The organism is Enterococcus innesii (assembly GCF_022846515.1).
GTDB classification, from domain to species: domain Bacteria; phylum Bacillota; class Bacilli; order Lactobacillales; family Enterococcaceae; genus Enterococcus_D; species Enterococcus_D innesii.
The window spans coordinates 2389799-2416569 of record NZ_AP025635.1; the positions used below are offsets into that span (position 1 = coordinate 2389799).

A 26771-nucleotide genomic window follows, 5' to 3' on the forward strand; every position below is an offset into this window, starting at 1 on the left:
GTGGCCCCTTTTGATAGAAGGGGAGAGCAGTAAGAGTTGAAAGGGGATAAAAGAATGAAAGCAAGGCTATTAAAAGGAGTACTGTCAGTGACTGCAATGAGTCTTTTGCTGGCAGCTTGCGGCAATGAGTCCGGAACAAGAGAAAGTGATGCAGCGGCACCGAGCGAACGTGACAGCTCGGAAGTATTTGAGCTTGGTAGTGAACCGCTGGAAATCACGATGTTTGGTAATTATGATTGGTATACGATGGATCGCTGGGGAGATGATCCTGCAACTGCTGCCATCAAAGAGCTGACCAATGTGGATATCCGGGCGATCGACGGCGGCGGGAATGCGGCACAGCGGCTAAGTACAATGATCGCCGGTGATGATCTGCCTGATTTTATCTGGCTTGATCGTGGGTCAGATGTGGAACGGTTGCGAGAAGCGGGGGCCTTAGTACCGTTTGATGATTACTTGGATAAATACCCGAACTTGAAAGAATGGGCCGGCGAAGAAATCCTCAACATGTTGCGTTCAGAAGATGGTAAGCTTTATCAATTTCCAAACTGGTATAGCTCTGAGCCTTTTGGCAATGCGGGTTATGTCGTCAATAAAGAGATTCATGATGCTTTAGGAGCGCCAGAATTGAAAACAACCGATGATCTTTATGAGTATTTGAAAGAAGTTCAAACAGAGTTTCCTGATGTCATTCCATTTGAAACAGATGTCAGCGGACAAGGGATCAATGTCTTGTACTCTGCCTTTGCGGAAGGGCGTTCACCAGCAGATATCCGCATTCGGGCTGTCCCTCAAGGCGATGCTTTGACCTCGATCTTTGCCAATGAAAACTACGTAGAATCGATTGAATATGCGTCAAGATTGTACCGTGAGCGCTTAATGACCCAAGATACCTTAACGCAAGATGCAGATATGGTGGCAGAAAAAGTAACCAGCGGTCGCGTAGCAGTTTATGCTGCTGCCAGTCCATCGAATCATGCCCGCGATGCCCACTACATCTTGCAAGAGCAAAACCCAGATGCGGGGTATTTCTATATCGAACCAATTGCTAAACCAGGACTGGATCCTGACAATATCTTCCCAGGTTCCTATGAAATGCTAGGGTGGAATGTCAGTGTCATTACTAGAAATGCAGAAGACCCAGAAAAAGTCTTTGCCTTCTTAGATTGGTTAACAGGGCCATTGGGTCAGTCGATCCTGATGTTTGGACCAGAAGGGCAGTATTGGGATGGCTTCGATGAAGAAGGTTATACAAAGTTCACAGATGCCTACGCAGAAGATGCTGCCGGTGTTTCAGAAATCGAGCAAGCAACATCAAGTTTCCAATGGAACGGCAACTCCGCCTTTTTAGACAATACTAAAACAAAATTTGAATTAAATCTTCCCGAAGATCAAATGAACTGGGCAACGAAATGGCAGCATGCCATTACTTGGGACACGCAAAAAGATGACACAGAATTTGCGGCGATCAACCCGATGCCAGACTCACCAGAAGGAATTATTCAGCAACGGATCAATGATATTTTTGAAGAAGCCAATGCTTCAGCGATCTTTGCTGATAGCGATGAAGAAGTGCGAGCGATCTTTGCTGAGGCAGAAGAACAAGCACAAGCAGCCGGCTACCAAGAGTTGCTGGATTATCAAACTGCGAAATGGCAGCAAAATCTACAAAACTTAGCCCGCTAGAGGATAAATCAGCTGATTAGAGAAAGGAGCCGGACTGATGGGAAATGAACGATGGTATCGTTGGTATGGTGCCAGTCAAGCGATAGCTAGTATGTTGCTTGTGAATGGCTACTGGTTACTGTTCAATCTGCCCGTTCTATTGCTAGCTTTGGGGCTGATTTTCCCCAGCTCTCCTCGTCAGTTTCTTTTCTCTTTGATTGGTTTGATCATTAGTTTTCCTAGCATTCTTTTGCCAGCGACCTTTGCTTTATTTGGCGTCATGCGGCGCTGGTTGTACTATCAAGAAACACGACAGGCCATCGGAGGGACCTTTTGGCGGCTCTATCGGGAAAATTATCGGCGCAGTGTTGCCGCAGGCCTCTTTTTCGGTAGCCTCGCTTTGCTGCTGTTAGGTTCTTTTCGGCAAATCGATTCCTTTCAGCTCCCCTTATTGGCTGTCGGCTATTTGTTTTTAAGTATCATCTTGCTCCTGTGGTTACTGTATTTTATCTGCGACAGTGTGCATTTGGCGGCACCCTTGCGGACTGCGTTGATCAAAAGCTTTTTCATCATCTTTTGGGCACCGTTCCAGACGCTGATGTTGCTAGGAATGTTGAGTGGACTCGCTTTACTGCTTGTCTTGATCCATCCCTTACTCGCTGGATTGATCGTAGGGGGACTAGGCAGCCAATGTGCTTGTTACAGTTATTTGAGAATTATTCAAAAGGCGCAAGCAAAAGCCGCATCAGCCGATGAGTAATCTATGTAATACTGATTAGAAAAAAATCTGAAAACTATCCTTAATGGGTAGTTTTTTTCATTGGCGAAAAGTGCTAAAGTTAGAAGCAAGACAAGCCTGAAAGGAGCGAGTATGGAACGATGACAATGTACCCAGAAACAGTACAGTTCATACAAGAAAAAATGCCGACGGTTTTCCCAGGAGCGGTGCTGCGTTTTATCGCCGGTGAAACCCAAGAGACCCATGTATTCGGACAGGCAGCGCTTCTTCCTAAAACCGAACCTATGACAAAAGATCATTTGTTTGATTTAGCCTCATTGACGAAAGTCATTTGTACAACCACCGTCCTGCTAAGACTTTGGGATCAAGGGAAAATCGAGATGGAGGTACCGCTTACTCGTTGGTTGCCAGCGTTTAAAGACGATCGGGTAACGATCAAGCACTTGCTGACGCATACGGCAGCCATCAACACGTGGATTCCTCATCGAGACCAGTTGGGTGCTGCTGCCTTGCGTAAGGCGTATTTGCAGCTTGAAAGCAGTGATACGATCGGTCAAACGGTCAACTACACGGATACTGGTACGATTTTGCTGGGCTTTTTATTGGAGGAGCTGTATCAAAAACCAGTGACCGAGATTTTTCAAGAAGAAGTCTTGACGCCTTTAGGCATGAAGAACAGCGGCTTTCCGCCTTTTCCTCCTTCACAGCTGCCATTGATCGTGCCTACCCAGCAGCAGCCAGACGGCAGTATCCTTAGAGGAATCACCCATGACCCAAAAGCACGAGTGCTGGGAAACCATGCCGGCAACGCCGGGTTGTTTTCTACCGTGGATGATTTGACGCTGTTCGTTCAACTGTTACTGGCAAATGGTCAGCAGCAAGGGGCGCCGTTTTTCTCAGAAAAAGTGATGCAGGCGCTGGCTCAGAGGCAGACGCCTGAAAGCACAAAGCCCCGCACCTATGGCTGGGACTTATTGGGTGCACCATACCAATTATTTCATACAGGCTATACAGGCACGTTTCTCGCAGTAGATATCCCTAACAAAAAAGCGTTTATTTTCTTATCGAATCGGGTCCATCCAGTGGATCATCGAGAAAGCTACTTGGGTCATCGTGACGAAATCCTGCAATGTTACTTAAAAGAATCTGCCGAATAAGCGGATTCATGCTATAATATGCACGAACAACTAGAGAGGGGAACAATTATGGAACCATTGTTTATGAAACCTGTTTTTCAAGAAAAAATTTGGGGCGGCAGTCGCCTGCATTCTGTTTTTGGTTTTGATTTACCGAGTGACAAAATCGGTGAAGATTGGGCGATCAGTGCGCATCCTCATGGGGTGAGCGTCATTGAAAATGGTCCGTTTAAAGGCAAAACATTGGCGGATCTTTGGCAAGACCATCAAGAACTGTTTGGACATTCAGACGAACCAGTCTTTCCATTATTAATTAAAATTCTAGACGCGGAAGATGATCTATCCGTTCAGGTCCATCCTGATGACACGTATGGGCTAGCCCATGAAGGGGAATTAGGGAAAACGGAATGCTGGTACATTATTGATGCCGAACCAGGTGCGGAAATCATTTATGGCCACCACGCACAAACCAAAGAAGAACTTGCGGAAATGATCGAAGCGGGTCGTTGGGATGATTTGTTAACAAAAGTCCCGGTGAAAAAAGGGGATTTCTTCTACGTGCCAAGTGGGACGATCCATGCCATTGGGAAAGGGATCATGATCTTAGAAACCCAACAAAGCTCGGATACGACTTATCGGGTGTACGACTATGATCGTACCGATGATCAAGGACAAACTCGGGAGCTGCATATCCAACAATCGATCGATGTGACGACGATTCCTGCACGGACGCCAGAATTATCGATCCGTGAAGTCAAACAAGGACAATCAGCAGTCGTTACCTATCTTGAAACGCCATTTTTCAATGTGTATGAGTGGGAAGTACGTGGAAAATTATCGTTGGCACAAAAGGCTGATTATACCTTGATGACCGTGATTGATGGGTATGGGCATTTGATGATCGACGGTCATTCCTATGAACTAAAAATGGGCACGAGCTGCATTTTGCCAAACCCGATCAAGAAATGGGAATTGGTTGGTGAATTGACTGTCATTGCCTCTGAACCTGGAAAAAAATAAAACGATCAGTAAGTGACGTGATTCGCACAAGCAAAACAGCATACGTTCCTGATTTTTCGTAAGGCTGAACGCGTTCAGCTGCCTGTCATCATTGGCGATTTTTCCGCTTTTGACTGACAGGTTTTTTCGTATGGACACTCACGATAGACGTCTGAGGAAGATTTGTTATAATGGCAGTAATGAAGGATAGGTGAAAAGAATGGTTTACTTAGATCATGCAGCAACGACACCGCTGCACCCAGAAGTGATCAAAGTGATGAGTGAGACGATGCAGACATTTTTTGGCAATCCATCAAGCATTCATCATTATGGGCGAGATGCCCACACTCAATTAGAATTGGCTCGTCAAGCGATCGCTCAGCAGCTAGGGGTCAAGGAACATGAGATCATTTTTAACAGTGGAGGTACCGAAAGCGACAATACAGCGATCATCGGTACAGCCCTTAGCAAACAAGCACAAGGCAAACATATCATTACGACCCAGATCGAACATCCGGCGGTCATTGAGAGTATGCGCTATTTAGAAGGCTTAGGCTTTGAGGTGACCTATTTGCCCGTAGATCAAAAGGGGCAATTGGCCGTCAGTGAAGTTGAGGCTGCCTTACGTCCCGATACGATTTTAGTATCCATAATGACGGCAAACAATGAAACGGGCAATTTGCTGCCGATTGCAGAAATTGGGGCCCTTTTACGGGAGCATCCCGCCGTGTTTCATACCGATGCTGTGCAAGCTTATGGCAAGATCCCGCTTGAAATCAATGAAAACAGTATTGATCTTCTAAGCATTTCGGCTCACAAAATCAACGGACCAAAAGGGATCGGCTTTTTGTATAAACGAGATGGCTTGTCGCTGCCTGCGCTACTCCATGGCGGCGAGCAAGAAGAAAAACGGCGAGCAGGGACGGAAAACTTAGCAGCCATCATGGGAATGGCCAAAGCAGCGTCTTTGCATACCCCCGAAGCACAGCAAGCAGCAGCGGAACAATATCAAACGTTTGCCGATGTACTGATGGATACCTTAGCAGCACAAGGCGTCGATGTTCAGTTGAATGGTGATCCAGCACACAAATTGCCGCATATTTTGAATCTGCGTTTCCCAGGTGTCAGCAGTGACTTGCTGCTGATGAAATTGGACTTAAAAGGGGCCGCCATCTCCACAGGCAGCGCTTGTACGGCGGGCAATGTGGAACCCTCCCATGTGCTAGAAGCGATGGTGGGCAAAGAGCATCCAGCTATCCGGGAATCAGTCAGAGTCAGCTTTGGCTATGGCAACACATTGGCGGAAATCGAAGCATTTGCTCAGCTATTAGCAGAAACTGTCTTAGCAACGAAAAAGTAGGAGAACAGCTAGCAATCTCGCTGAAAACTATTTATAATGAAAGAAATGATGTTAAAGAGGTGAAGAACATGGCATTTGAAACAACAGCAACCGTTTTAGGCGCAGCAACCCAATACCGCATTGCTCCTGAAGCAAAAAAATATACGTTGCGGGACAATGGCTTTACAGAAACGAACGGCGGCAACTTCCAATTGATTCGTGGCCTTGAAGCAACACCCCAAAGCAAAGAAGGCTTTAAATTAAAAATCACTGTTGCAAAAGATCTGCAAACCTTCAAGATGTCGATCACGACAGCCAATGGATTAAAAGCAGTCAATATTTTCAAAGATGAACAGCACAAAATGCTGCAAGAAAAATTTTACTTTTTAATGGATGGTTTTATCAGCCGCGGGTTGTTTGTCAAAGCGTAAGCTTTTGTCAAAAGCAGCTATACCGTTCAAAGGGCAAGAAGTGTGTCACTCCGCCAAACAGGCAAGGGATTGATACACTTCTTTTGTATCTTTGCCGGTTTCTTTTTATACTAAAGAAAACAAACCTAAGCCGTTCTCAGAAAGTGGATACGTTGAGACGAGAAAGAAGGAATCCAGATGAAACGAACCTTAAACAAGCAATCAGTGTTAGCCGTTGGAATGGGGACTTGGCATATGGGGGATGACCCAGCTAAGGAAAAAGCCGAGATCGATGCGCTGCAAGCGGGCATCAAAGCCGGAGCGGCTGTCATCGATACCGCAGAAATGTACGGCGAGGGAAACGCAGAAACGCTAGTTGGCAAGGCGATCCAGCCCTTTACACGAGGGGATCTTTATTTGATTTCAAAAGTTTATCCCTGGAATGCCTCCGCAGATGAATTGCCGAAAGCTTTAGACCGTAGCTTAGCGCGTTTAGGCACCGACTATCTTGATCTGTATCTGCTCCACTGGCGAGGAGATGTGCCGTTAGCAGAAACAGTTGACGCACTAGAAGCTGCCAAAGCCTCTGGAAAGATTCGTGCATGGGGCGTCTCTAATTTTGACGTGGCAGATATGGAGGAGCTGTTGCGGTTAGAAAACGGCGATCAATGTGCCGCCAACCAAGTACTCTATAATTTAGGTGCCCGGGGGATCGAATACGATCTTTTGCCTTGGCAGGCAGAGACTGAGATTCCGGTGATTGCCTACTCACCCATTGCCCAAGGCGATCGGCTAGGGCATCACTTCAAAAATGATGAAGTCTTGAAAGAGCTGGCAGAAGCCAAAGGCTGCACGATTTTTCAGCTACTTTTGGCATGGACCCTTCGACAACCCCACGTCTTAGCGATCCCCCAAACCAGTGACTCGCTGCATATGCTGCAGAACATTGAAGCTACCAAAATCGTTTTTTCCAAAAGCGAATTGGCGACAATCGATGCGCGTTTTCCTGCACCGACGAAAAAGCAGCCGTTAGCGATGATTTAAAGACGCTGATCACAGAAAAAGCACCAAGGTAAGGAGCGACTATGAAATTTTTTACGTCTGATACCCATTATTTTCATGCAGCCTTGCTCGGGGACAATGACTTTGCCCCACGCCCCTTTGAGACAGTGACGCAAATGCATGAAACGATGATCGCCAGCTGGAATGAGGTCGTTGCGGATAAAGATGTCGTCTATCATTTAGGGGATGTCGCGATGCACCCTGATTACGAAGCGGGCTTTCCAGAAATTGCGGCGCTGTTAGCACAGCTGCAGGGCAAAATCGTTTTTATCAAAGGCAATCATGATACCCGGGCTTTCTTTGCGTACTTGCGCAAGCATGATCCTGGATGTTTGGGAGCCCAAAAGTATGCGTTTGAAGATGTCGGTGTCTTGCTGAAGTTTGCTCATCAGCAATTTATACTGACCCATTATCCTATGCTGCTGGGGATCACCAAAAACAGTCGCAATCTGCATGGGCATATCCATCATCACAGTGTACCAATCGCTGAGAATCTCAACGTAGGAGTCGATGCGCCGGAATTGGCGTTTCTGCCGCAGCCGCGTCCCTTCGGTCGACCAGTTTCCGAAAATGAACTGGCGGTGCTGTACCATGCCAAACAACAAGAACTTGCCAAGCTAGCTCGTTAACAGATAACAAGAAAAGCAAGCGTCAAGACAACGTCGGACGGTTTGCTTTTTTTGTGATGACTTTGACAGCAAGCTTTGATTAAGGAAATTTTTTTGATAAAAATAAACTTTATATGTAAAAAATAATCGATTCCAAGAGTTATTATTTGATGGATATTTAAGAAATGTGTATGCTTTAAGTAGAAAGCAGTAAAGGAGGTTGCCAATGCGTAAGATTTCTAAAGTGATTTTTATCATCGGATTACTTTTACTCTTACTTGTCTTTTATTTTGGGATCATCGCCAATCAGCAAGCGGCTTCATTGCCTGTTTACTTGATTCCTTTGGATGAATATCCTTGGGTCGGATCTTCCATGAGTATGCTGCTCTTTTGGTTATCTGTTGGCTTTGCTATTTTTACAGTGATCGCACTCTTTGTCGTTTTGTTTTATCCAAAACGCTCAGACCGCTTGATCATTCCCCATAAGACAGGCGATTTAGTGATTCAGAAGAAGGCCTTAGAGCATTTTGTGCTCGAGCGGGTGAAACAAGCAGATTTCATCCATCAGCCATCGGTAAAAATCAAAATCGTCAAGAATAAAGTAGCGGTAAAAATCGATGGAGAAATGAAACAAACAGCAGCCATCCCGCAAAAACAAGAAGCTTTGGTTGGTGAGATCAGCAGCAGTCTGCAGCAGCTTTTCGGTATCGAAAGCAATATCCAAACGGAAGTTGTTTTAAAAGATACGCAAGAAACGCCAGCAGCCCATGACCAACCGCGTGTAGTTTAGGAGGAACAGGTATGAGTGAATGGTTCTACCACTATAAGATCCCGCTTATCTTTGCAGGTTTCGGTTTGATCCTAGCGATCCTGTTTCTAACGATCGGCTTTTTGAAAACCATACTGCTGGTGCTGTTTACGGCACTAGGTACGTATCTGGGATTTTATCTCAAAGAAGTCGGATTCTTTGAACAATTTCAAAGACCGCGCCGTTAACTTTGGTAACATTATTAGTTTAATTTATATCAAGATTATAGTAGGAGGAATGTACGATGGAAAACCAAACAAAACCAACAACAGGTGTTAAAGGAGAATTAACTTACGAAGATAAAGTGATTCAAAAAATCGTAGGCATTGCATTAGAATCTGTAGACGGACTCTTAACAGTCGATGGCGGTTTCTTCTCAAATATTGCAGGTAAATTAGTCAACACCGATGATGTGACTTCAGGGATCAACGTTGAAGTTGGGAAAAAACAAGTGGCAGTCGATCTTGATATCGTTGCAGAATATGGCAGCGACATGACCACGATCTACGACCAAATCAAAGAGGTTGTTTCAACACAAGTCAACAAAATGACGAATTTAGAAGTCATCGAAGTAAACGTGAATGTAGCAGATGTCAAAACACGTGAACAATTCGAAAAAGACTCTGAAACAGTTCAAGACAAAGTAAGCAGTGCGGCAGAAACAACTGGCGACTTTGCGTCAAAACAAACACGTAAAGCCAAAGGTGCCTTCAACCGGACAACGACGCGTATTCAAGAAAACAACGAACCACGCGTTCAATAATAGCAAGATAAGCAAAAGACTAGCTTCGGCTAGTCTTTTTTTGTCCCACAAAAGGTGTATTTTTGCAGTTTCAGCCGATCAGAACATCAAAGCCAAAAGCTCCAATAATGGATTCCTTCTGCTTGAAAGACATCGTTAGGATAGCTTTTCTCATAATGGGCTTTTTCGGGGGAATCATTAGGATCGAATACTTGGATATTTCCTTCTTTGTTCAAAGCCAATACCATGATATGTCCGGATGTCGTAAAGGTTCCTGCTTGAACCGAGACCACAACGGGGATGCCTTGTGTCATTTTCTCATAGGCAGCCTCAAATGAATCCCCTAAATCGGCAAATTGGTAACCAAAAGCTTCGGCAAACTGAGGAAAGATTTGCCAACTGGTTCCTTGTTTGGGAAGATAAAATTGATCGCCAGCCCACTTTAATAGTTTGTCAGGATTCGGCGGATGATCCGTCCAAAAAGCATCGATCATGGCTAAAGAAGCAATAGCGCACCCGTTTGCCGCAAACGTATTTTGCTCTTCTCCATATCCATATGGGCTATTACCCCAGCGTTGATCGGTTTGTACAATCAACGGCAGTTGCTGCGTGTCTGCCATCGCTTGTTGAATCGCTTGATTGGCTTGGCGAGTGAACTGTTTTGAGACAAGCGCTGTCTGATCAAACGTAGCATCCCTGACCTGATCAATCACGTAATGAATGACAAACACACCACCGATGAGAAAAAGCAGCAGTGCAAGGCTCTTCTTTTTCTTCCCATCGTTTCTCCTAGTTTTTGATGTCCTTGTGTGCGATCGCATGAAATGCCCCTCCTCGTAAAGTAGTATCTAAGAGAAGTATAGTCTTTTTCTAATAAGAGCATTTCTGCATTTCCTGAAGAATTTCATACGATTTTATGACAACCAACATTTGAAAAGTAAGTTTTTGCTGTTTGGACAGCTGTCGATGACAGACACAAAAGCAGCGCTTCCTCTATTTGGCTGAGTGGGTGGAATAACGAACAGCCACTTCTCTCCAGATGTCTTTTCTAAAAAAGGAATTTTTAAGAAAAGACAGCAAACAGTGAAGTTTTTTGTGTTTTGTTGTATAATGCAAATTACTGAAAAGTTGCGACCTTCAAATCGTAGATGATTTCAGAATCTATAATTGAAATGATGGTGAAACAATCATGTCTAACGAAAACACCCGGGTGGTGGTTGGAATGAGTGGCGGGGTAGACTCGTCAGTAACAGCACTTTTGCTGAAAGAACAAGGGTATGATGTTGTCGGGATCTTTATGAAAAATTGGGATGATACCGATGAAAACGGTGTTTGTACCGCAACAGAAGACTACAAAGACGTAGCCAAAGTGGCTGCGCAAATCGGGATTCCTTATTATTCAGTGAATTTCGAAAAAGAATATTGGGACCGTGTATTTGAATATTTCCTTGCAGAATACCGTGCCGGACGGACACCTAATCCAGATGTCATGTGTAACAAGGAAATCAAGTTCAAAGCCTTCTTGGATTATGCGATGGATCTTGGTGCCGATTATGTAGCCACTGGCCATTATGCACAAGTGACCGTTGATGAGAACGGCGTGACCCATATGTTGCGAGGCGTGGATAACAACAAAGATCAAACGTATTTCTTAAGCCAATTGTCACAAGAACAATTGAGCAAAACCATGTTCCCACTAGGCGGTATGGAAAAATCAGAAGTACGAGCGATCGCTGAACGGGCCGGTCTAGCAACAGCCAAGAAAAAAGATTCCACGGGTGTTTGCTTTATCGGAGAAAAGAATTTCAAACAATTTTTGAGTAATTACTTGCCAGCGAAAAAAGGCAACATGGTTACATTAGATGGCGAAGTCAAAGGACAACACGATGGCTTGATGTACTACACCATCGGACAACGTCAAGGCTTAGGCATTGGCGGCGGCGGTGCCACTCAAGAACCATGGTTTGTAGTTGGAAAAGACTTAGCAACCAACACTTTGTATGTGGGGCAAGGATTCCATCACCCCGCATTGTATGCAGATCGCTTGGAAGCAAGCCAAATCCACTTTACCACAGACCAAGATCGCGGAACGGAATTTTCATGCACAGCAAAATTCCGCTACCGTCAACAAGATGTACCGGTAACGGTGCGTCTATTAGATGGAGATCGGGCAGAAGTGATTTTTGACGAACCAGTACGCGCCATCACTCCGGGACAAGCAGTCGTTTTTTATGACGGCATGGAATGCTTGGGCGGCGGTTTGATCGATGCAGCCTACAAAGAAGCCAAAGAATTACAATATGTTTAACCACTAACACAATCAGTCCTAGCTAAGAACACTGAACCAATCAGTTGCACTTAGCTAGGGCTTTTTTTATTTGTACCAACGAATGTTTTGCGTAATCAAGAGAACCAAAAATAGGTAGCCGATTATTCTTTGATCTTGAAAAGGTGGATCTGTTCGCTAAATGCAGCGACTTGTGCAGGATCGATCGTACCGTTTGTTTTCGAAAGCGCATTAGACATGCCACAAGCCATCGAATAGGTCAATGCTTGTTCCATTGGATACTGTTTATTCATTGCAACAGCCATACCACCAACGGTTGAATCGCCACAGCCAGTCGTATTAACGATGGCGATTTTAGGGATCTCGATCTTAAAAAAAGTCGACTGGTGTTTAACGATTGCCCCATCGCCGCCTTGAGAAACCATGACGGTGTCGATCCCTTCGAAAAGAGTGCTCTCTAAGACAGAGAAAATGTCTTGCGATGAATGCAATTTTTGACCCATTAGTTCTTCTAATTCCTGTTGATTTGGTTTAATAAAACTCGGACGAGCATTCGTTTGAGTCAAACAATTTTTTAGTTGTTCCCCAGCTATATCCATGAGGATCGGGACTTGTTCACCTAATGATTGACGGATGAATTGAAGCAACTGATCGTGAAAGTGTCCATTATCAGAATTTACTGATCCAGAAATACAGACGACCGTGATGGGGTGTTGTTTAATTATTGCTGCAAGGTGTTGGTAAAAAAGTTGTTCGTTTTCCTCCGACAGATAAAGTCCTTTTTCTACTAGCTCAGTATGAGTGTTACCGTCATGCATGATCGTGATCGCATTGCGAGAATTGCCGTCGATGGTGAGGAAATCCAATACATAACGTTCTTCAGCTAGTAAAGAATCAAGGATCGTTTTGCCTACAGGTCCACCTAAAATACCTGTCAATAAAACGGCTTCCCCAGATTGTGCGATGACTCTGCCAGCATTGATGCCTTTTCCTCCAATTGATGTATGTGGGTTATCTACCCGATTTACTTGATCCAATTTTAGCGAAGGAACAAGATAGTTGTAGTCCATGGAAGGGTTCATTGTGATGGTTAAAATCATTTTTGTTCCTCCTTGAGGATCTCTGTAAAGGAACGATAATAGTCAAAAGTAGTCTCAGAAAGTTTATCATCAGTGATCAAATAGTCGATATCTGAAAGCGAGTAGAAGGTATAAACGTCAGAGCGATTAAACTTGGAACTATCTGCAACGATGCATTTTTTGCGGGAATGTTTGAATGCGACTCGTTGAATCGAACCTTCAACAAGATTTGCAGTGGTAATATTATTTTCAAAAATCCCATTTGTAGCAGCAAAAGCGATATCGATATTTAAATTTTCAAAACTCTTCTCTGCTGTTTCCCCATAAAATTCTTCCGTCGTGCGGGAAAATTCTCCACCGGTCAATAAGACACGATAGTCTGTGTTGTAAATCAAATAATTAAAAGCAAGTAAACTATTTGTGATCACGAATAAGTTTGCTTTTTTTAGTTCAGGTAAAGCGTGGAGCATCGTAGTTCCCGCACCGATATAGATAGTATCGTTGTCTGATATGATACTGTTCATTACTTTTCCGATGAATTTCTTTTCGGCAACGTTCGTATCGATTTTTTCTTGAGTAGAAAGCTCGTGTTCGATTTTTTCGAGTTTTTGGGCGCCACCATAGATTTTTACCAATAAAGATTGATTCGCTAACTCTGTAATATCTCTACGAATGGTCATATCGGAAACGTCTAATGTTTTGGCTATTTCTGCAATGGATAAGTAATCGTGCTGATTCACTAGCGCTAGAATTTTTTCTTGCCGTTCTTTCTTTAACATAGTTTCACCTCTGGTTGATTAACGATTTTTTTAAGTTTCTTTTTTATCGATGTTCTTTATACATTAATTAATAGCATTTACTTTTGGAAAAAGCAAGGGAAAATGTTCATCTTTGTTAAAGTTTGATAGTTTCGTGTATTGGTGAAAGGAATCAGTTTGAAAAAAATACCAAAAGAAAGCGTTGACAAGAAAAATTAACTATTGTATATTTACATTGTAAAACAGATTGTAACAAACTTTAACAATGTTTATCATTTGGGTTGAACAAGGAGGAAGAATAGGTGGGCTATACGAGCATGTTTGATGAAAGGCTAATTTTTCTCGATGTGGAAGGAGAGGAGTTGAAAGAACTATTTGAAGAAATAGCCAAACGATTACAGCAACAAGGTTTTGTGAATGAACAGTATGTAGAAGGATTACTAGCAAGAGAACAAGCCTTTCCAACTGGACTAATTACACAGTATTTGAATATTGGCTTGCCTCATTCAGAACCAGCGTATGTCGAAAAGCCTTTTATTGCGATCGTGCGTCTGAAAAACGAGGTGAAGATGAAGCAAATGGGGGACAGTCAAGAAATGCAGGTCAAGGATCTCTTTTTTCTAGGGATCAAAGAACCAAAAGAGCAAGTCGGCTTACTGCAATCGTTAATGGCATTATTTATGGATGAAGGATTTGTAAAGGCATTCATTGAAACACAAGAAGTGCAGGAAATTTATCAGCTAGTTACTCAGTATACAAAATAAAATTTTTGGAGGAATTTAAGATGAAAAGAAGATTGATCGTAGCATGTGGAAGTGGCGTTGCAACAAGTCAAACGATCGCAAGTAAAATTGCCGGAATGCTTGAAGATGACGGAATCGATTTCCCCGTTGAAGCAGTTGATTACAAGTCGATCCAAAATGAATTGCCGTCGACAGGAATTTATGTGTATGTTGCTCAGCCAGATGATGAAGTATTGGAAAAAGCCGCTGAGCTAGGTGTACACGTTTTTGCTGGGATTCCGTTTCTTACCGGTATGGGTATGGATACGATTTATGAAGAAATCAAAGAATTGATTGGCTAGTACAAAACATCCTATCAAAAGAAAGAAGTGAAAAAAATGCAAGTATTTCAAGACATTATCAATTATATCTTAGGTTTAGGTTCCGCTATTTTTGTGCCGCTAATCATTTTAATCCTAGGCTTGGTTGCAGGGATGAAATTCAAAAAAGCCTTTATGTCTGCAATCACGTTAGGTATTGCTTTTACTGGGATGTCGATGGTCATTGGTTTTATGTCAAATGCAGTTAGTCCAGCTTCCGAAGCATTGGCAAAAAATACTGGCTTGAACTTGCCTGCGCTAGATTTAGGGTGGACAGGAGCGGCAAGTATCACCTGGTCATGGTCCTATGCCTTTGTTTTCTTTGCCGTCGTTCTTGGTGTGAATTTTGTCATGTTGATTTTGAACTGGACCAAGACGTTGAATGTCGATATGTGGAATGTATGGGGCAAAGCGCTGACTGCCTATCTGGTCTACTTTATCAGTGGAAGTTTACTTGCTGGGTTTATCACCGCCATCGTACAGGTTATCTTGGAACTTAAAATGGGGGATATGTTCCAACGCCACATTGAGGATTTGACTGGTATTCCTTTAGTAACAGTGACCCACTTGATGAATATTTCAGCAGTGCTTTTATTACCGATCAATGTGATTATGGATAAAATTCCTTTCTTTAATCGACGGGCAGATACCAAAGCCTTAAAAAAGAAAATCGGTATCTTCTCTGAAAATTCGGTGATGGGCTTTCTCATTGGTTTGGGCTTGGGATTAGCTGCAGCTTATGGCGTGTCAGGCTCACTGAACTTAGCTATTCAAATCGCGACTGCAATGGCTTTGTTCCCAATGATCTCAAAAATGTTTATGCAGTCCCTTTCACCACTTGCTGATGCAATGTCGGAAATGATGAAAAAACGCTTTAAAGATCGGGAAGTTTACATTGGGTTAGATTGGCCTGTATTAGCTGGTCGCTCTGAGATTTGGGTCACTGCTATCTTGTTGGTACCTGTCTTTATTGGCTATGCCATCATCTTGCCAGGAAATGCTGTGTTGCCTTTAGCAGGAATCATTAACTATTCGATCGCAGTAGGTGGATTATTGCTTACTGGCGGAAACTTGGTTCGTATGCTGATCATGGGGGTTATTTCGATGCCAATCTATCTATATGCAGCTACGTATTTGACGCCGATCTTAACGGGCTTAGCAGATCGAACCGGCGCAGTAGAAGGAATACAAAAAGGGCAGCAAATCACTTGGTCTTCGATCGAAGGACCAGAATTTCGAATTTTATTTGCAGAAGCGTTTAAAGGAAATATCTTGGGTATCGTCGGTTCCGTTGTGTTTATCGCAATGTTTGTCTGGTTGTATAAATATATGAGCAAGGTAAAAGTACCAAGTCAAAGATATGAAGAACAAGGGACCCAATCGACGCAAGTGCGTGCGACGAATGGCTAATATTTTCAAAAAGAAAAGGGCGACAGGAATGGGAAAGAGCGAAAAAATAAAATGGCAATTGCTTCTTTTTCTAGCAATTGGCTACTATCTCTTAGCTTTGGTGACACAACAGTACCTATTTAATGTCGTAGCGATTGGTCTAGCAGTCTGTGTGTATAACTATGGCAGTCCAGTACTTTTTAAAGAATACGATGAACGGAAAAAGAAAAAAGAGGAAGAAGCAGCCAAAGTAAGAGAAGCTGTTCAAACAATCTTACGCAACAAAACGTTTGAAAAATAAAAAAGGTGGTCTTGAATATGTCAGATGGACGGATGATTTTTGAAAGAGAACGGGAAGATTTAGCACGAATCGTAAAATTGATTTTTACCAGGAAGAATACAAATGTTGCAGGCGGTAATTTTTCTTTTAAAACAACCGATGAAACTGGAAAAGAATACATTATTATGACACCAACTATGATGTCAGAAGCCTATTTAGGAGAAGTCTCACCAGCCCAGATTTTAGTTGTTGAGCCTCATACGAGAAAGGTGATTGATGGGGTAGGTCAGCTGACACGAGAAATCAACTTACACGAAGCGGTTTATGATACGAATCCAGCGATAAAAGCAGTCTTACATGCCCATTCTCCTCACTCGATGTTCTGGGCAACCGCCGGATTGGATATGCCTAACTTAACGGAAGCGACCCAAAAAATTGGCTATATTCCTGTACTAGACTTTGAACCTAATTGCTCACCAGAATTAGCAGAATTAGTTTCTGATTATATGAAAAAAGAACAACTCGCCTTACCGAATATGTTACTCCTCAACAGTCATGGGGTACTGATCAGTGCGCCAGGAGCATCTGGCATCGAAGCAATCCATAAAGCTTTGCAAATACTAGATACCACGGAATGGAACGCGGAAATTGCCTATAAGCAAACGATTTTTCAATCTTTAGGCTTGTTAGATGGTTTTTACTCCAAAGGGAGACAAGTAGGAACCCTTGAAGACTTGAAAAAACATACACCGATTTATAATAAAGAAGAAATTTTTGCTGGTGGTGATTAGCCAGCAAGTAATCATCTTTTTTGATTGATAAAAATCCAAGAACATTCGTTTACGAGTTCTTGGATTTTATTTTTTTATTCAAAATATGCTATAATTTAGTCAGAAAATGAATGTTTTTGATGTATTGGCATTTTTAAAAGAAAGGGGGAGGTGCATGAATCGTACAAGATCCAACCTCATGAAATGAGGGACGTTAGTGTCGTAGGGGTGGTAATGCTTCATCAGAATCAGGTCATTTCAAGCCAAATCAACCAACTTGCCTTAGCCGTACTATTTGGTTTAGCCGGGTATTTGATTGTTGTAAAAAGTTCTACTTTTTGTCCTCTCAGATTGCGGGGCATTCCGATCAGTATAACCAAGCAGAAGTCAAGTGGGACAAAATTGCGGGGGGTGTCGCCTTCTTTATTGCGCTGATCAATTTGATTTTGGTCTTTGTGTGAGTGCGACGGAAAAAAGCCACCAAAAGAAATCTTTGGCGGAAAATGGTTTACTTTGGTCATGATCGATCATCAAATTCGGCTTGATGTGCTTGAAAAAAATGGTAATACTGCTGGACACTAGCTAACTGCGTCCACTTCCGCACATCGACGGGCGTTTGATCCAAATCATAGATTTTGGCTTCCTTTAAAGATAAAACGAAAGGACTATGGGTAGCAATAATGAATTGGCACTGTTCATAGCGGACGAAATCTTCCAGTAACTGCACTAGTTCCAACTGACGATCAGCAGAAAGGGAATTTTCTGGTTCATCTAATAAGTAAAGACTGTTGGGACGAATTTTTTCTTGAAAGAAGCGAAAGGCACTTTCACCATTGGAATATTCTTGGACGTTGTCGATCAAGTGCTTGCGGGTGAATTTGGACTGTGTGTTGGATCGTGCGAGATTGATTTTCTTCAATTCATGGTAATCGTCAAAACCTGTGAAACGAAAGTCCGCATACTTTGCTTGGTAGTATTCTTGAAACACTTCTTCTCGGCGATGATCGATCCCTTGATTTAAGTTTCGAATATCCAGCATGAAGTCAAAGACGTCATCGCTGGTCAAAAGCACTTTTTCTTGCGGTTCGTCGTTGCTACGAGCAGTACAGTAGGATAAATAGTCCTCGAAAAAATTCGACCGATTATACGCAGCAAAGCGCTGCGCGTGGATCTTTTCGGCAATCACGTTCAATGCAGTGGTTTTGCCAGAACCATTACCGCCATATAAAATCGTGATTGGTTCAAAATCGATCTGCTGAAAACGGCGGGCACTGAGAATCTGAAAAGGGTAGTAAGAATCATAGACAGTCCGTTGGATAGAAAGGAAAAAATCAAACTCGGTTTCTTGATCGGGAAAAGTGATTTGTTCGAGATACATGGGGCACCTCCTAGCAGTTTCGTGGTTGCCATTATTGTAGCATATCCATCACAGATAAAAATTTTTTTGCGAGGTTAAAATAAATCTTGTTTGCTATTTTTTTAATCTTTTACTGTTATATTCACAACAGGAAACTTCTGTGCTAGACTATAAGGGCATAGAAATGATGTAATCTTAAGCAACTGATAAAACGTACAAAAAAACGAAGGTTTAATGAATTCTTTAAGCGATGTTTAAATGCTGAAACTTATTCCTTGCAAGTTTAAGTAAAAGTGACTAATATGAGGAAGGAATCGTGAAAGGAGCAATGGAATGTATCAAGTAGTAGTCATGTATGGGGACAATGAACCGTGGTGGTTTTTTGAGGGATGGCAGTCAGATATTCAAGAGGCGTTCACATTTGCAACTTTCAGCGAGGCGCAGTCATTTTATGAACAAAAATGGCAAGAAATCAGAGAAGAGTATTCGTACATAAATGCAAAATCAAACTTTATGACGGCTTTTTGGAATGAAGAAGACGAACGCTGGTGCGAAGAATGCGACGATTACCTCCAACAATATATTGGACTGGCATTGCTTAAAGAATATCAGCAAGTCGTCGATGAAAGCAGGAAAGATTTTTATGAAACAACTAATTCTAGCGGAAAAGCCAAGCGTTGCCAAAGACCTCAGCAAAGTTTTGGGCTGTGAGCAAAAACATAAAAATTATTACGAAGGACCCAAGGCGATCGTTACTTGGGCCCTTGGTCATTTATTGGGCTTGAAAATGCCTGAAGATCTAAATAAAGACTGGGCATCATGGCAGATGGAAACATTACCGATGATCCCTAAGTCCATTGGGATCAAGCCGTTGCCAAAAACCGGTCATCAACTAAAAGCCATCAAACAATTGGCTCAAAGAAAAGATGTCGGGGAAGTTGTGATCGCTACTGATGCGGGAAGAGAAGGGGAGCTAGTCGCTCGCTGGATTTTGGAGTGGGTTCGTTTTGACAAACCAGTCAAACGTTTGTGGATTTCTTCGCAAACCCCCAAAGCCATCAAAGAAGGTTTTGCAAAATTGCAGTCAGCCAAGCACTACGACAATCTTTACTACTCCGCCCTTGCGCGGGCAAAAGCCGACTGGCTGGTAGGATTGAATGTCACTCGGGCATTGACGGTCAAATATCAAGACAATCTTAGTGCGGGTCGGGTCCAAACCCCTACCTTAGCTTTGGTGCGCAGTCAGGAAATGCAGATCGAAAGTTTCCGTCCGCAAACCTATCATGTGATTACCCTAAACGTAGGCGATGCCAAGGCTCGCCTGCAGCAAAAAAATCCTTATCAATTAAAAGAACGCAGCGATGCCGAAGCATTGGTCAAACAGATGAGTCAACAAAATGGTCGCGTGACAGCGATCGAAGAAAAGGTCAAAACAGAAAGTGCACCACTGCCCTACGATTTGACCGAGATCCAACGAGAAGCCAATCAGCGTTATGGGTTTTCAGCCAAGAAGACCTTGTCGCTTGTTCAAAGCTTGTATGAAACCCACAAGATCGTCACTTATCCAAGGACGGATTCCAAGTATTTGACCAATGATATGAAGGCAACCATGAAGGAACGCCTGCAGGCAGTTGCGGATTTTGCCCCAGAAGTCAAAGGATACTTGAAAAATGGTGGACAAGTGGTGCAGCAAGCTGTCTTCAATGATAAAAAAGTTACCGATCACCATGCCTTATTGCCAACGGAACAGCGGGCACGGTATGAAAAATTAACTACCGATGAACAACGGATCTATCAAATGATCGTTAGTCGTTTCTTGATGCTCTTTGCGAAACCCCATAAAAAGCAGCAGCAGAAAGTGACCGTGACCTTTGGTTCAGAAACCTTTGTATTCAACCGCAATACCGTGTTAGAAGCGGGATGGAAAACGACTTCTGAAGAAGAAACCAGTGATGTGGCTTGGCAAAAAGGCAGTACCGTCAAGCCTGAGTTCACCATCCAAAAAGAGTTGACCACACCACCGAAACCGTTGAATGAAGGAACTCTTTTAGGCAAAATGGAAAAACACAGTCTTGGCACGCCAGCAACCCGTGCGGAGATCATTGAAAAGCTGATCAAATCTGAGCTGATGGAGCGGACCCCAAGCGGCTTGCAAGTATCGCCAAAAGGCAAGCAGCTGTTAGTCTTAGTCAATCCATCCTTGGTGACACCAGAATTGACGGAAAAATGGGAGAAGGAACTGGAAGCCATCGCGAAAGGCACCTATTCTGCCCAAACCTTCCTCGCACAAATCGAAGCGGACACCAAACAACTGGTCAAAGAAATCAAGCAAAGTGAAAGCAAGTACCAAGATTTCTCATTGACCCAAAAACGGTGTCCTGAATGCGGCGAACCATTGCGGGAGAAAAATACCCGTGATGGCAAGATCTATGTTTGCTCCAGTGGCACCTGCAAGTACCGTCGTCGGAAAGACCCGAAAGTTTCAAACCGACGCTGCCCGCAATGCCACCGAAAGATGGAGATCATTGAGGGCAAAAACGGCGCCTATTTCCGCTGTAAATTCGATGGGACCACCGAAAAAATGGCGGATAAAAAGGAACGCAGCAAAAAGCTGTCGAAACACGAAGAACGCCGCTTGATGAACAAAATCAATCAAGAAGAACCGCAAGAAAGCCCATTAGCAGCTGCTTTAAAAGCTGCTATGGAGAAGAAATAACCGCATGAGGTAGAAAATGAAAAAGAGTGAGGACGATTTTGCTGTCCTTCACTCTTTTTTTGCACCCATTCATTCACTCATCTAGGCATTTTTTTGACGGTATTCTTTCGGTGAGATTTTTTCTTTCTTTTTGAACAAAAAGGAAAAATAATTTGGGTCATTGTAGCCAACATCAAAGGCGATCTCAGATAGCCGCAGATTGGTCGTTAACAGCAGTTCCTTAGCTAAGGTCAACCGTTGCTCGGTCAAGTATTCGATAAACGTAGAATCAGTGGCTTGCGAGAAGATGGTGCTGAAATGTGCTGGACTCAAATGAACTTTTTCAGCAACTACATTTAAGGAAATATTGGGATCAGAAAAGTGCTCACTAATAAAGGCTTTGGCTTGATTGATGACGCTTTGATATTTCGCCATTGCAGGATTGATGGGTTGTTTGGTCAATAATGGCAACAGTTCTGCCAGAGTCGTTTGATAGTTCTCTGGCTCATGGGTCAATGCCGCTAGATAGTCTAAGTCATGGGCGTGCTGAACGATCTGGGGCAGCGAATGACTGTCTTTTTTCTTCAATAATGCCAGCAGTTCGACTAAGACGAACAAACGGTACATTTGCGTTCGCTCAACGGTTCCTTGAGGCGCCATCAATTCAGCGATCAGCTCAGGGATCGTCTGTTTCCCAGCATTTGCCAGCCGTGAAGCAAGGTCGGTTTTGAAGGGATTGGTGGGGGACAGTTCCCCTTCGCGAATGTCGTCTTCATAGCTGATGATTTTTTCCTTGCGGATGCTGCCATAGGTTTTTAGCATATCACGAGCTTTCTGATAAGAAAGAGAGATACCCGAGAAGCGATCTGCTACCGGTCCAATCGCCACTGCTACTTCTTCCCCAGAACCATGAACGAGGCTTTGAGCGATCTGATAGGCTTTTTCTAAAACTTGTTCTCGGTCGTGGTCAAAAAGTAAAAACTTGATGAAGCGGCTGGACACACTGGAGAACAAGACGGCATCATCTTGCTCATAGGCTTTGGTCAGCTGCTGGCTAAAGCGAGTGTAGTCAGAAAAGCTTTGATTGAAGGGGGTTTTTGCTAACAGCACACAAAACTGTTTGCCTGAAAAGCGCCGGCCCAGTTCTTCTGCTTGCAAAAAGGCTTCTGAGATCGTGATCTTTTGTTTAAAGAGGTGATTCAGAAAGTGATTTTTTTTGATTTCCATTTCGAATAAATCGTCTTCTTTGGATAATTGCTGATGAGTGGTTTGTTGTTCATCTAAGTGTTGAACGACGGTTTTGATGGCTTGTTCTAATTCTTCGTTTTTGACGGGCTTGAGCAAGTAATCATCTGCTTGCAACTGCAGTGCCGTTTTTGCATAGTCAAAATCATCAAAGCCGCTAACAAAAATAATGCGAACTTGCGGCAATAATTTTTTGGCTTCTTTCGCAAAGACCAAACCATCCATAAACGGCATTTTGATATCGCTGATAATAATATCCGGACGCAGATCAAGGATCGAAGCCAGCGCCAATTCGCCATCGGCGGCTTCATCGCTATAAACGATCGGGTATTGTTTGGCAAGAGTCATGATTTGGTGACGCAAACTATCGCGAATCAGATGTTCATCTTCAACTATGAACACTTTGTACATGGTTGGGTTCCTCCCTTTTTGGTACTGTGACGGTAATCGTGGTGCCTTCTTGGTATTGACTGTGGATCGTCAGTTGCGCTTCGCTGCCGTAGTTCAGCTGGAGGCGGCGATAGACGTTGTAAAGGCCATAACCGCTCTCAGAGTCGGGGTCGGTGGTTTCCTTAAGGTTACGACGAATCTCCTGCAAACGGTCAGGGTCGATCCCAACGCCGTTGTCACTGATGGTCATTTGAATCTGGTGGGGCAGTTCTGACACTGTGATTCGAATCATACCGACACGGCGGACAAACTTGGTGCCATGATAAACGGCGTTTTCAACAAGGGGCTGCAAGACCATTTTCAGGACCTGTAGTTCTGGACTGACGGTTTGATCTTCAATGGTGTAAGACAGCATCCTGCCATAGCGGATCTGTAAAATCTTCAAGTAATCGTCCACATGCCGCAATTCTTTTTCCAAAGGAATCCAGTCTTGCCCTTTGCTTAAGGAGATACGGAAAAAATCCGACAACGCATAGGTCATTTCCGTTGCTTGCTCGTAACGGGCAGCTTCAATCAAAGAAACGATCGCATCTAAACTATTATAGATGAAATGTGGGGTAATCTGGGCTTGTAAGACCCGCACCTCACTTTGGGCTAAGTGATACTGCTTCAAGGCATTTTCTTCCAAGAGCCGAGTCAAGTCATCTGCCATTCGATTCAAGCTACTCGTCAGAGTCCGCAGCTCTGGGGTCTCGGGCAGTTCTGCTCGGTAGCTCAAATGTCCTTGGGATAGTTCATTGGAAAGGTCTAACAACCGATCCAGCGGGTATTGCAAATTATCTCGAACAAAGCGCCGGTTTTTATTGATGATCGCAAAGATGATCAAAAGCAACACGACTTGAAAAAGGATCAGCAGCAACACGGATTGGACTAGTTCGTGATTGGTTTGGCTGGCTAAGCTGATCTCTACCCCGACGAATTGCTGCAAAATTTCGGATAGCAAATCGATCACCGAATCCACTTGGATCATGACGTATTGGTTTTTTTCCACCGGCTCATCCTTGAGAATATTATCGATCAACTGTTGCTGATAGGTTTCTAAAGAATCGAGCGTCCGAAAGGCGACCGCTAAAATATTGAGCTCTTTGGCAGTGCTGGTATTTTCTTGGATGTGTTGCAGATCGCTCCTTAGTTCATCGATCACATTGGTTTCTTGGACTTGTGCGACGGTTTTTTGACCAAAGACTAAATCCCACATTTCTTCCAAGACAATGGCATCGACTTTTTCCGATAGTTGATTGGCTTCTTCAATATTGTTGATGGTATTTTGGTAAATGAAAATCTGCCGCGAGTAAAAGACACTGCTTACTACGAGGGGGATAAAGGCGACGAGGATCATCAGTTTATTCGTCTGTTGAAAGATGCCCTTGATACTTTTTGTTTTCATCTTCATCCCCTCAATAATTTCTCGGCGGAATCTGATCGAAATCCATGTCACTGGAAAAAACCGTTTCATGGACATAGATTTCACGAGGAATGGCATCAGCGCCGCGAGCCAAGTAGCGCGAGATGGCATTTTTGACGAACACACCAGCATCTGGGTTGCACTCAACGACACAATTGACCACTCCTTGCTTCAATTTATCGATCATTTCTTTTTGGGCATCGATCGATACGATCACTAAATCCTTCCCTGGCTCAATATCGGTTTTTTCGAGGGCTTCAAGAGCACCGAGAGTCATCTCGTCATTGTGACTGAACAAGACATCGATCTGCTCCATTTTGCCTTCTGCGATGTATTGTTCAATGACTTCTTTGCCTTTGCGGCGAATGAAGTCACCATTTAGCTCATCTTTGACTTGGATCGTTACATTGTTGTGGGCATAATCACGCTTGATGGTTTCTCGGAACCCTTCTGAGCGCAAATACGTCGGAGACGTAGCATCCAGTCCCGTCAATTCTAAAACATTGATCGTTTCATTTTGATGTTCTTTATAATAATTGCTTACGTAGAGACCCGCACGATTGCCCTCGGCTTTGAAGCTTGGCCCGATATGGGTCAAAAATAAAGAGGGGTCACTGACATTGACATGACGATCTACCACGAAAATGGGAATCCCCGCTTGCGCCGCTTCTTCCAAAATCGGTTCCCAATTGTTTTCCTGAATCGGGGTAAAGACGATGGCATCGACTTGATACACGATAAAACTGCGGATATCTTGAATCTGACGTTCTTGATTCATATAGCCGTTACGATAGAGCACTTCATAGCCTTCCTTCTCTAATTCAGTGCGAATCGATTCGGTGTGGCGCTTGCGCCAGCTGCTTTCTGTTCCCGATTGAGAAAAACCGATCACGATACTTTCTTCCGATGTTTCAGTGGTTGTTTCTTTGTTTGCTTGGCAACCAGACAAGCAAGCTAGAAACAAACAGACGAACAACCCAATTTTTATATTCCTCATTTTTTTCACCTCTATAGTCTATTCTACTAAAAAATACGGAAGCGCTTTACACAAAATATCAAATCAAATAAAAACCAAGGGAATCTTAAAAAATCCAAGATTCCAAAGAGAAAAGGGGGCAACTGGGCCGTTTTTTCTCAAGAAATCCAAGAAACCTCGAAAAAATCTAAATGTAAGCGATTCCTTAACTAGCTATACTGAATATGTAAGAAAAAGACATGGAGGGATCACAATGAAAGGTACTTTTGGTAAATTGGTCGTCCTAGCATCCACCTTATTGGTTGGTGGATTGTTAGCAGCTTGTGGGAATGGATCAGATAGCGGGGCAAACGGTGACGGAGACAAAGGATTTGTTGGGATTGCGATGCCGACCAAATCAGCAGAACGATGGATCGCAGATGGCGACAATATGGTAGAGGAATTAGAGAAGCTTGGCTATAAAACTGACCTGCAATATGGAGAAGACAAAGTAGAAAACCAAGTGGCACAAATTGAGAACATGATCACCAAAGGCGTTGATACTTTAGTGATCGCCTCGATCGATGGTTCGGCACTGACGGACGTGTTGGAAAAAGCCCATAACGAAGACATCACAGTCATCGCCTATGACCGTTTACTGATGAACTCGGAATACGTCGATTATTATGCCACCTTTGATAATTTTGGGGTCGGCGTGCTGCAAGCGTCTTATATTGAAGACAAATTAGGTCTCAAAGACGGTGAAGGACCATTTAATATTGAATTATTCGGCGGCTCTCCAGATGATAACAATGCACTGATCAATTATAATGGGGTCCTTTCGGTCTTCCAACAATACTTTGACAGCGGACAGCTAGTCGTTCCTTCTGGTCAAACCAACTTCAACCAAATCGCTACCTTGCGTTGGGATGGTTCGACTGCACAAGCTCGGATGGACAACTTGTTGAGTGCCAACTATACGGATCAAACATTGGATGCCGTTCTTTCACCTTATGATCCAATCAGCCTAGGAATCATTTCATCGCTTAAAGGTGTTGGCTATGGTTCTTCCGATAAACCACTACCTGTGATTACTGGTCAAGATGCGACGGTGGCAGGAGTGAAATCAATCATCGCGGGTGAACAAACCCAAACGATTTTCAAAGATACACGGGTGTTAGCGAAAAACACGATCGAAATGATCGAAGCCATCACCAATGGCGAGGAAGTCCCGGTCAACGATACGGAAACCTATGACAATGGCGTCAAAGTCGTACCAACCTATTTGTCAAATCCCGTTTCTGTGGATAGCGACAACTACAAAGAAGAATTGATCGATACCGATTACTATACAGAAGAAGAGCTAGGCATTTAAGCAAGAAGTACAGATCCAGCGAGAAAAGATGCTAGTTTCCCCGAAAGCAGCAGGGAAGAACGAATCATCCCCAGTATTCGTTCTTTCCGCTTTTCTTACAAACGGATCGCTTCACT

General features: G+C 43.4%; 28 protein-coding genes. 20 read left to right on the plus strand and 8 right to left on the minus strand.

Annotated features, from left to right (window positions below; translation table 11 throughout):
* Positions 1–54: 54 nt before the first annotated feature.
* From ENLAB_RS11235 to ENLAB_RS11285, 11 genes are all read left to right on the plus strand, one after another.
* Entirely contained in the window at positions 55–1686 is a 1632-nt protein-coding gene (locus tag ENLAB_RS11235; protein ID WP_096742161.1) for an extracellular solute-binding protein, read from the plus strand.
* 37 nt (positions 1687–1723) lie between these two features.
* Positions 1724–2425 (plus strand): YesL family protein, encoded by a 702-nt coding sequence (locus ENLAB_RS11240; protein WP_200125885.1) that lies wholly within the window; start codon positions 1724–1726, stop codon positions 2423–2425.
* A gap of 119 nt (positions 2426–2544) precedes the next feature.
* The gene (locus tag ENLAB_RS11245) at positions 2545–3561 is read left to right on the plus strand and encodes a serine hydrolase domain-containing protein (RefSeq protein WP_200125887.1); all 1017 of its coding nucleotides are present in this window, start codon (positions 2545–2547) and stop codon (positions 3559–3561) included.
* A gap of 45 nt (positions 3562–3606) precedes the next feature.
* The gene (gene manA, locus ENLAB_RS11250) at positions 3607–4560 is read left to right on the plus strand and encodes a mannose-6-phosphate isomerase, class I (RefSeq protein WP_170920124.1); all 954 of its coding nucleotides are present in this window, start codon (positions 3607–3609) and stop codon (positions 4558–4560) included.
* A gap of 199 nt (positions 4561–4759) precedes the next feature.
* On the plus strand, positions 4760–5899 hold the full coding sequence (locus tag ENLAB_RS11255) for a cysteine desulfurase family protein (RefSeq protein WP_244351138.1): 1140 nt from the start codon (positions 4760–4762) through the stop codon (positions 5897–5899).
* Between the two features lie 68 nt (positions 5900–5967).
* On the plus strand, positions 5968–6309 hold the full coding sequence (locus ENLAB_RS11260) for a DUF1831 domain-containing protein (RefSeq protein WP_005232263.1): 342 nt from the start codon (positions 5968–5970) through the stop codon (positions 6307–6309).
* 177 nt (positions 6310–6486) lie between these two features.
* On the plus strand, positions 6487–7332 hold the full coding sequence (locus ENLAB_RS11265) for an aldo/keto reductase (protein WP_244351140.1): 846 nt from the start codon (positions 6487–6489) through the stop codon (positions 7330–7332).
* A 41-nt stretch (positions 7333–7373) separates the two neighbouring features.
* Entirely contained in the window at positions 7374–7979 is a 606-nt protein-coding gene (locus tag ENLAB_RS11270; protein WP_081118289.1) for a metallophosphoesterase, read from the plus strand.
* 205 nt (positions 7980–8184) lie between these two features.
* Positions 8185–8748, plus strand: a complete 564-nt coding sequence (amaP, locus tag ENLAB_RS11275; protein ID WP_005232260.1) for an alkaline shock response membrane anchor protein AmaP — start codon at positions 8185–8187, stop codon at positions 8746–8748.
* Positions 8749–8759: 11 nt separating this feature from the next.
* The gene (locus ENLAB_RS11280) at positions 8760–8954 is read left to right on the plus strand and encodes a DUF2273 domain-containing protein (RefSeq protein WP_005232259.1); all 195 of its coding nucleotides are present in this window, start codon (positions 8760–8762) and stop codon (positions 8952–8954) included.
* A gap of 56 nt (positions 8955–9010) precedes the next feature.
* The gene (locus ENLAB_RS11285) at positions 9011–9529 is read left to right on the plus strand and encodes an Asp23/Gls24 family envelope stress response protein (RefSeq protein WP_005232258.1); all 519 of its coding nucleotides are present in this window, start codon (positions 9011–9013) and stop codon (positions 9527–9529) included.
* 86 nt (positions 9530–9615) lie between these two features.
* Here the strand turns inward: ENLAB_RS11285 and ENLAB_RS11290 are convergent, their stop codons facing one another.
* Entirely contained in the window at positions 9616–10329 is a 714-nt protein-coding gene (locus ENLAB_RS11290) for a C39 family peptidase (RefSeq protein WP_140965108.1), read from the minus strand.
* A gap of 368 nt (positions 10330–10697) precedes the next feature.
* Here ENLAB_RS11290 and mnmA point away from each other — a divergent pair, with 368 nt between their 5' ends.
* Entirely contained in the window at positions 10698–11816 is a 1119-nt protein-coding gene (gene mnmA / locus ENLAB_RS11295; protein WP_077453943.1) for a tRNA 2-thiouridine(34) synthase MnmA, read from the plus strand.
* Positions 11817–11938: 122 nt separating this feature from the next.
* Here mnmA and ENLAB_RS11300 read toward each other — a convergent pair whose 3' ends face one another.
* Positions 11939–12895: a 1-phosphofructokinase family hexose kinase gene (locus tag ENLAB_RS11300; protein ID WP_200125891.1), complete on the minus strand. Its 957-nt coding sequence runs from the start codon at positions 12893–12895 to the stop codon at positions 11939–11941.
* Positions 12892–13653: a DeoR/GlpR family DNA-binding transcription regulator gene (locus ENLAB_RS11305; protein WP_008376158.1), complete on the minus strand. Its 762-nt coding sequence runs from the start codon at positions 13651–13653 to the stop codon at positions 12892–12894. The genes ENLAB_RS11300 and ENLAB_RS11305 overlap by 4 nt, the downstream gene beginning before the upstream one ends.
* Positions 13654–13934: 281 nt before the next feature.
* Here ENLAB_RS11305 and ENLAB_RS11310 point away from each other — a divergent pair, with 281 nt between their 5' ends.
* The 5 genes from ENLAB_RS11310 to ENLAB_RS11330 are packed head-to-tail and all read left to right on the plus strand — an operon-like array spanning position 13935 to position 17194.
* A complete protein-coding gene (locus tag ENLAB_RS11310) occupies positions 13935–14396 on the plus strand; it encodes a PTS sugar transporter subunit IIA (protein ID WP_142424156.1) in 462 nt (153 codons plus the stop codon).
* Between the two features lie 20 nt (positions 14397–14416).
* Positions 14417–14716 (plus strand): PTS sugar transporter subunit IIB, encoded by a 300-nt coding sequence (locus ENLAB_RS11315; protein ID WP_005227245.1) that lies wholly within the window; start codon positions 14417–14419, stop codon positions 14714–14716.
* A gap of 36 nt (positions 14717–14752) precedes the next feature.
* Positions 14753–16144: a PTS galactitol transporter subunit IIC gene (locus tag ENLAB_RS11320; RefSeq protein WP_140965105.1), complete on the plus strand. Its 1392-nt coding sequence runs from the start codon at positions 14753–14755 to the stop codon at positions 16142–16144.
* Positions 16145–16172: 28 nt separating this feature from the next.
* The gene (locus ENLAB_RS11325) at positions 16173–16424 is read left to right on the plus strand and encodes a hypothetical protein (RefSeq protein WP_244351143.1); all 252 of its coding nucleotides are present in this window, start codon (positions 16173–16175) and stop codon (positions 16422–16424) included.
* A gap of 17 nt (positions 16425–16441) precedes the next feature.
* Positions 16442–17194: a class II aldolase/adducin family protein gene (locus tag ENLAB_RS11330; RefSeq protein ID WP_010748701.1), complete on the plus strand. Its 753-nt coding sequence runs from the start codon at positions 16442–16444 to the stop codon at positions 17192–17194.
* Between the two features lie 227 nt (positions 17195–17421).
* Here the strand turns inward: ENLAB_RS11330 and ENLAB_RS11335 are convergent, their stop codons facing one another.
* Together ENLAB_RS11335 and ENLAB_RS11340 are read right to left on the minus strand one after the other, a co-directional pair.
* On the minus strand, positions 17422–17694 hold the full coding sequence (locus ENLAB_RS11335) for a hypothetical protein (protein ID WP_189372222.1): 273 nt from the start codon (positions 17692–17694) through the stop codon (positions 17422–17424).
* On the minus strand, positions 17691–18551 hold the full coding sequence (locus tag ENLAB_RS11340; protein ID WP_244351146.1) for an AAA family ATPase: 861 nt from the start codon (positions 18549–18551) through the stop codon (positions 17691–17693). Before ENLAB_RS11340 ends, ENLAB_RS11335 begins: the two co-directional genes overlap by 4 nt.
* 312 nt (positions 18552–18863) lie before the next feature.
* Here ENLAB_RS11340 and ENLAB_RS11345 point away from each other — a divergent pair, with 312 nt between their 5' ends.
* Positions 18864–19241 (plus strand): DUF1033 family protein, encoded by a 378-nt coding sequence (locus tag ENLAB_RS11345; RefSeq protein WP_005227251.1) that lies wholly within the window; start codon positions 18864–18866, stop codon positions 19239–19241.
* Positions 19174–21246, plus strand: a complete 2073-nt coding sequence (locus tag ENLAB_RS11350) for a DNA topoisomerase III (RefSeq protein ID WP_005227252.1) — start codon at positions 19174–19176, stop codon at positions 21244–21246. The genes ENLAB_RS11345 and ENLAB_RS11350 overlap by 68 nt, the downstream gene beginning before the upstream one ends.
* An 81-nt stretch (positions 21247–21327) precedes the next feature.
* Here ENLAB_RS11350 and ENLAB_RS11355 read toward each other — a convergent pair whose 3' ends face one another.
* From ENLAB_RS11355 to ENLAB_RS11365, 3 genes are read right to left on the minus strand one after another with little or no spacing between them, the layout of a single operon-like run.
* A complete protein-coding gene (locus ENLAB_RS11355; RefSeq protein WP_244351149.1) occupies positions 21328–22881 on the minus strand; it encodes a response regulator in 1554 nt (517 codons plus the stop codon).
* Positions 22859–24307: a sensor histidine kinase gene (locus ENLAB_RS11360; RefSeq protein WP_200125895.1), complete on the minus strand. Its 1449-nt coding sequence runs from the start codon at positions 24305–24307 to the stop codon at positions 22859–22861. Before ENLAB_RS11360 ends, ENLAB_RS11355 begins: the two co-directional genes overlap by 23 nt.
* Positions 24308–24317: 10 nt before the next feature.
* Entirely contained in the window at positions 24318–25322 is a 1005-nt protein-coding gene (locus tag ENLAB_RS11365; protein ID WP_200125897.1) for an ABC transporter substrate-binding protein, read from the minus strand.
* A gap of 232 nt (positions 25323–25554) precedes the next feature.
* On the opposite strand from ENLAB_RS11365, the gene chvE reads away from it, so the two are divergent.
* Positions 25555–26655 (plus strand): multiple monosaccharide ABC transporter substrate-binding protein, encoded by a 1101-nt coding sequence (gene chvE / locus ENLAB_RS11370; protein WP_005231478.1) that lies wholly within the window; start codon positions 25555–25557, stop codon positions 26653–26655.
* Positions 26656–26771 lie beyond the last annotated feature (116 nt).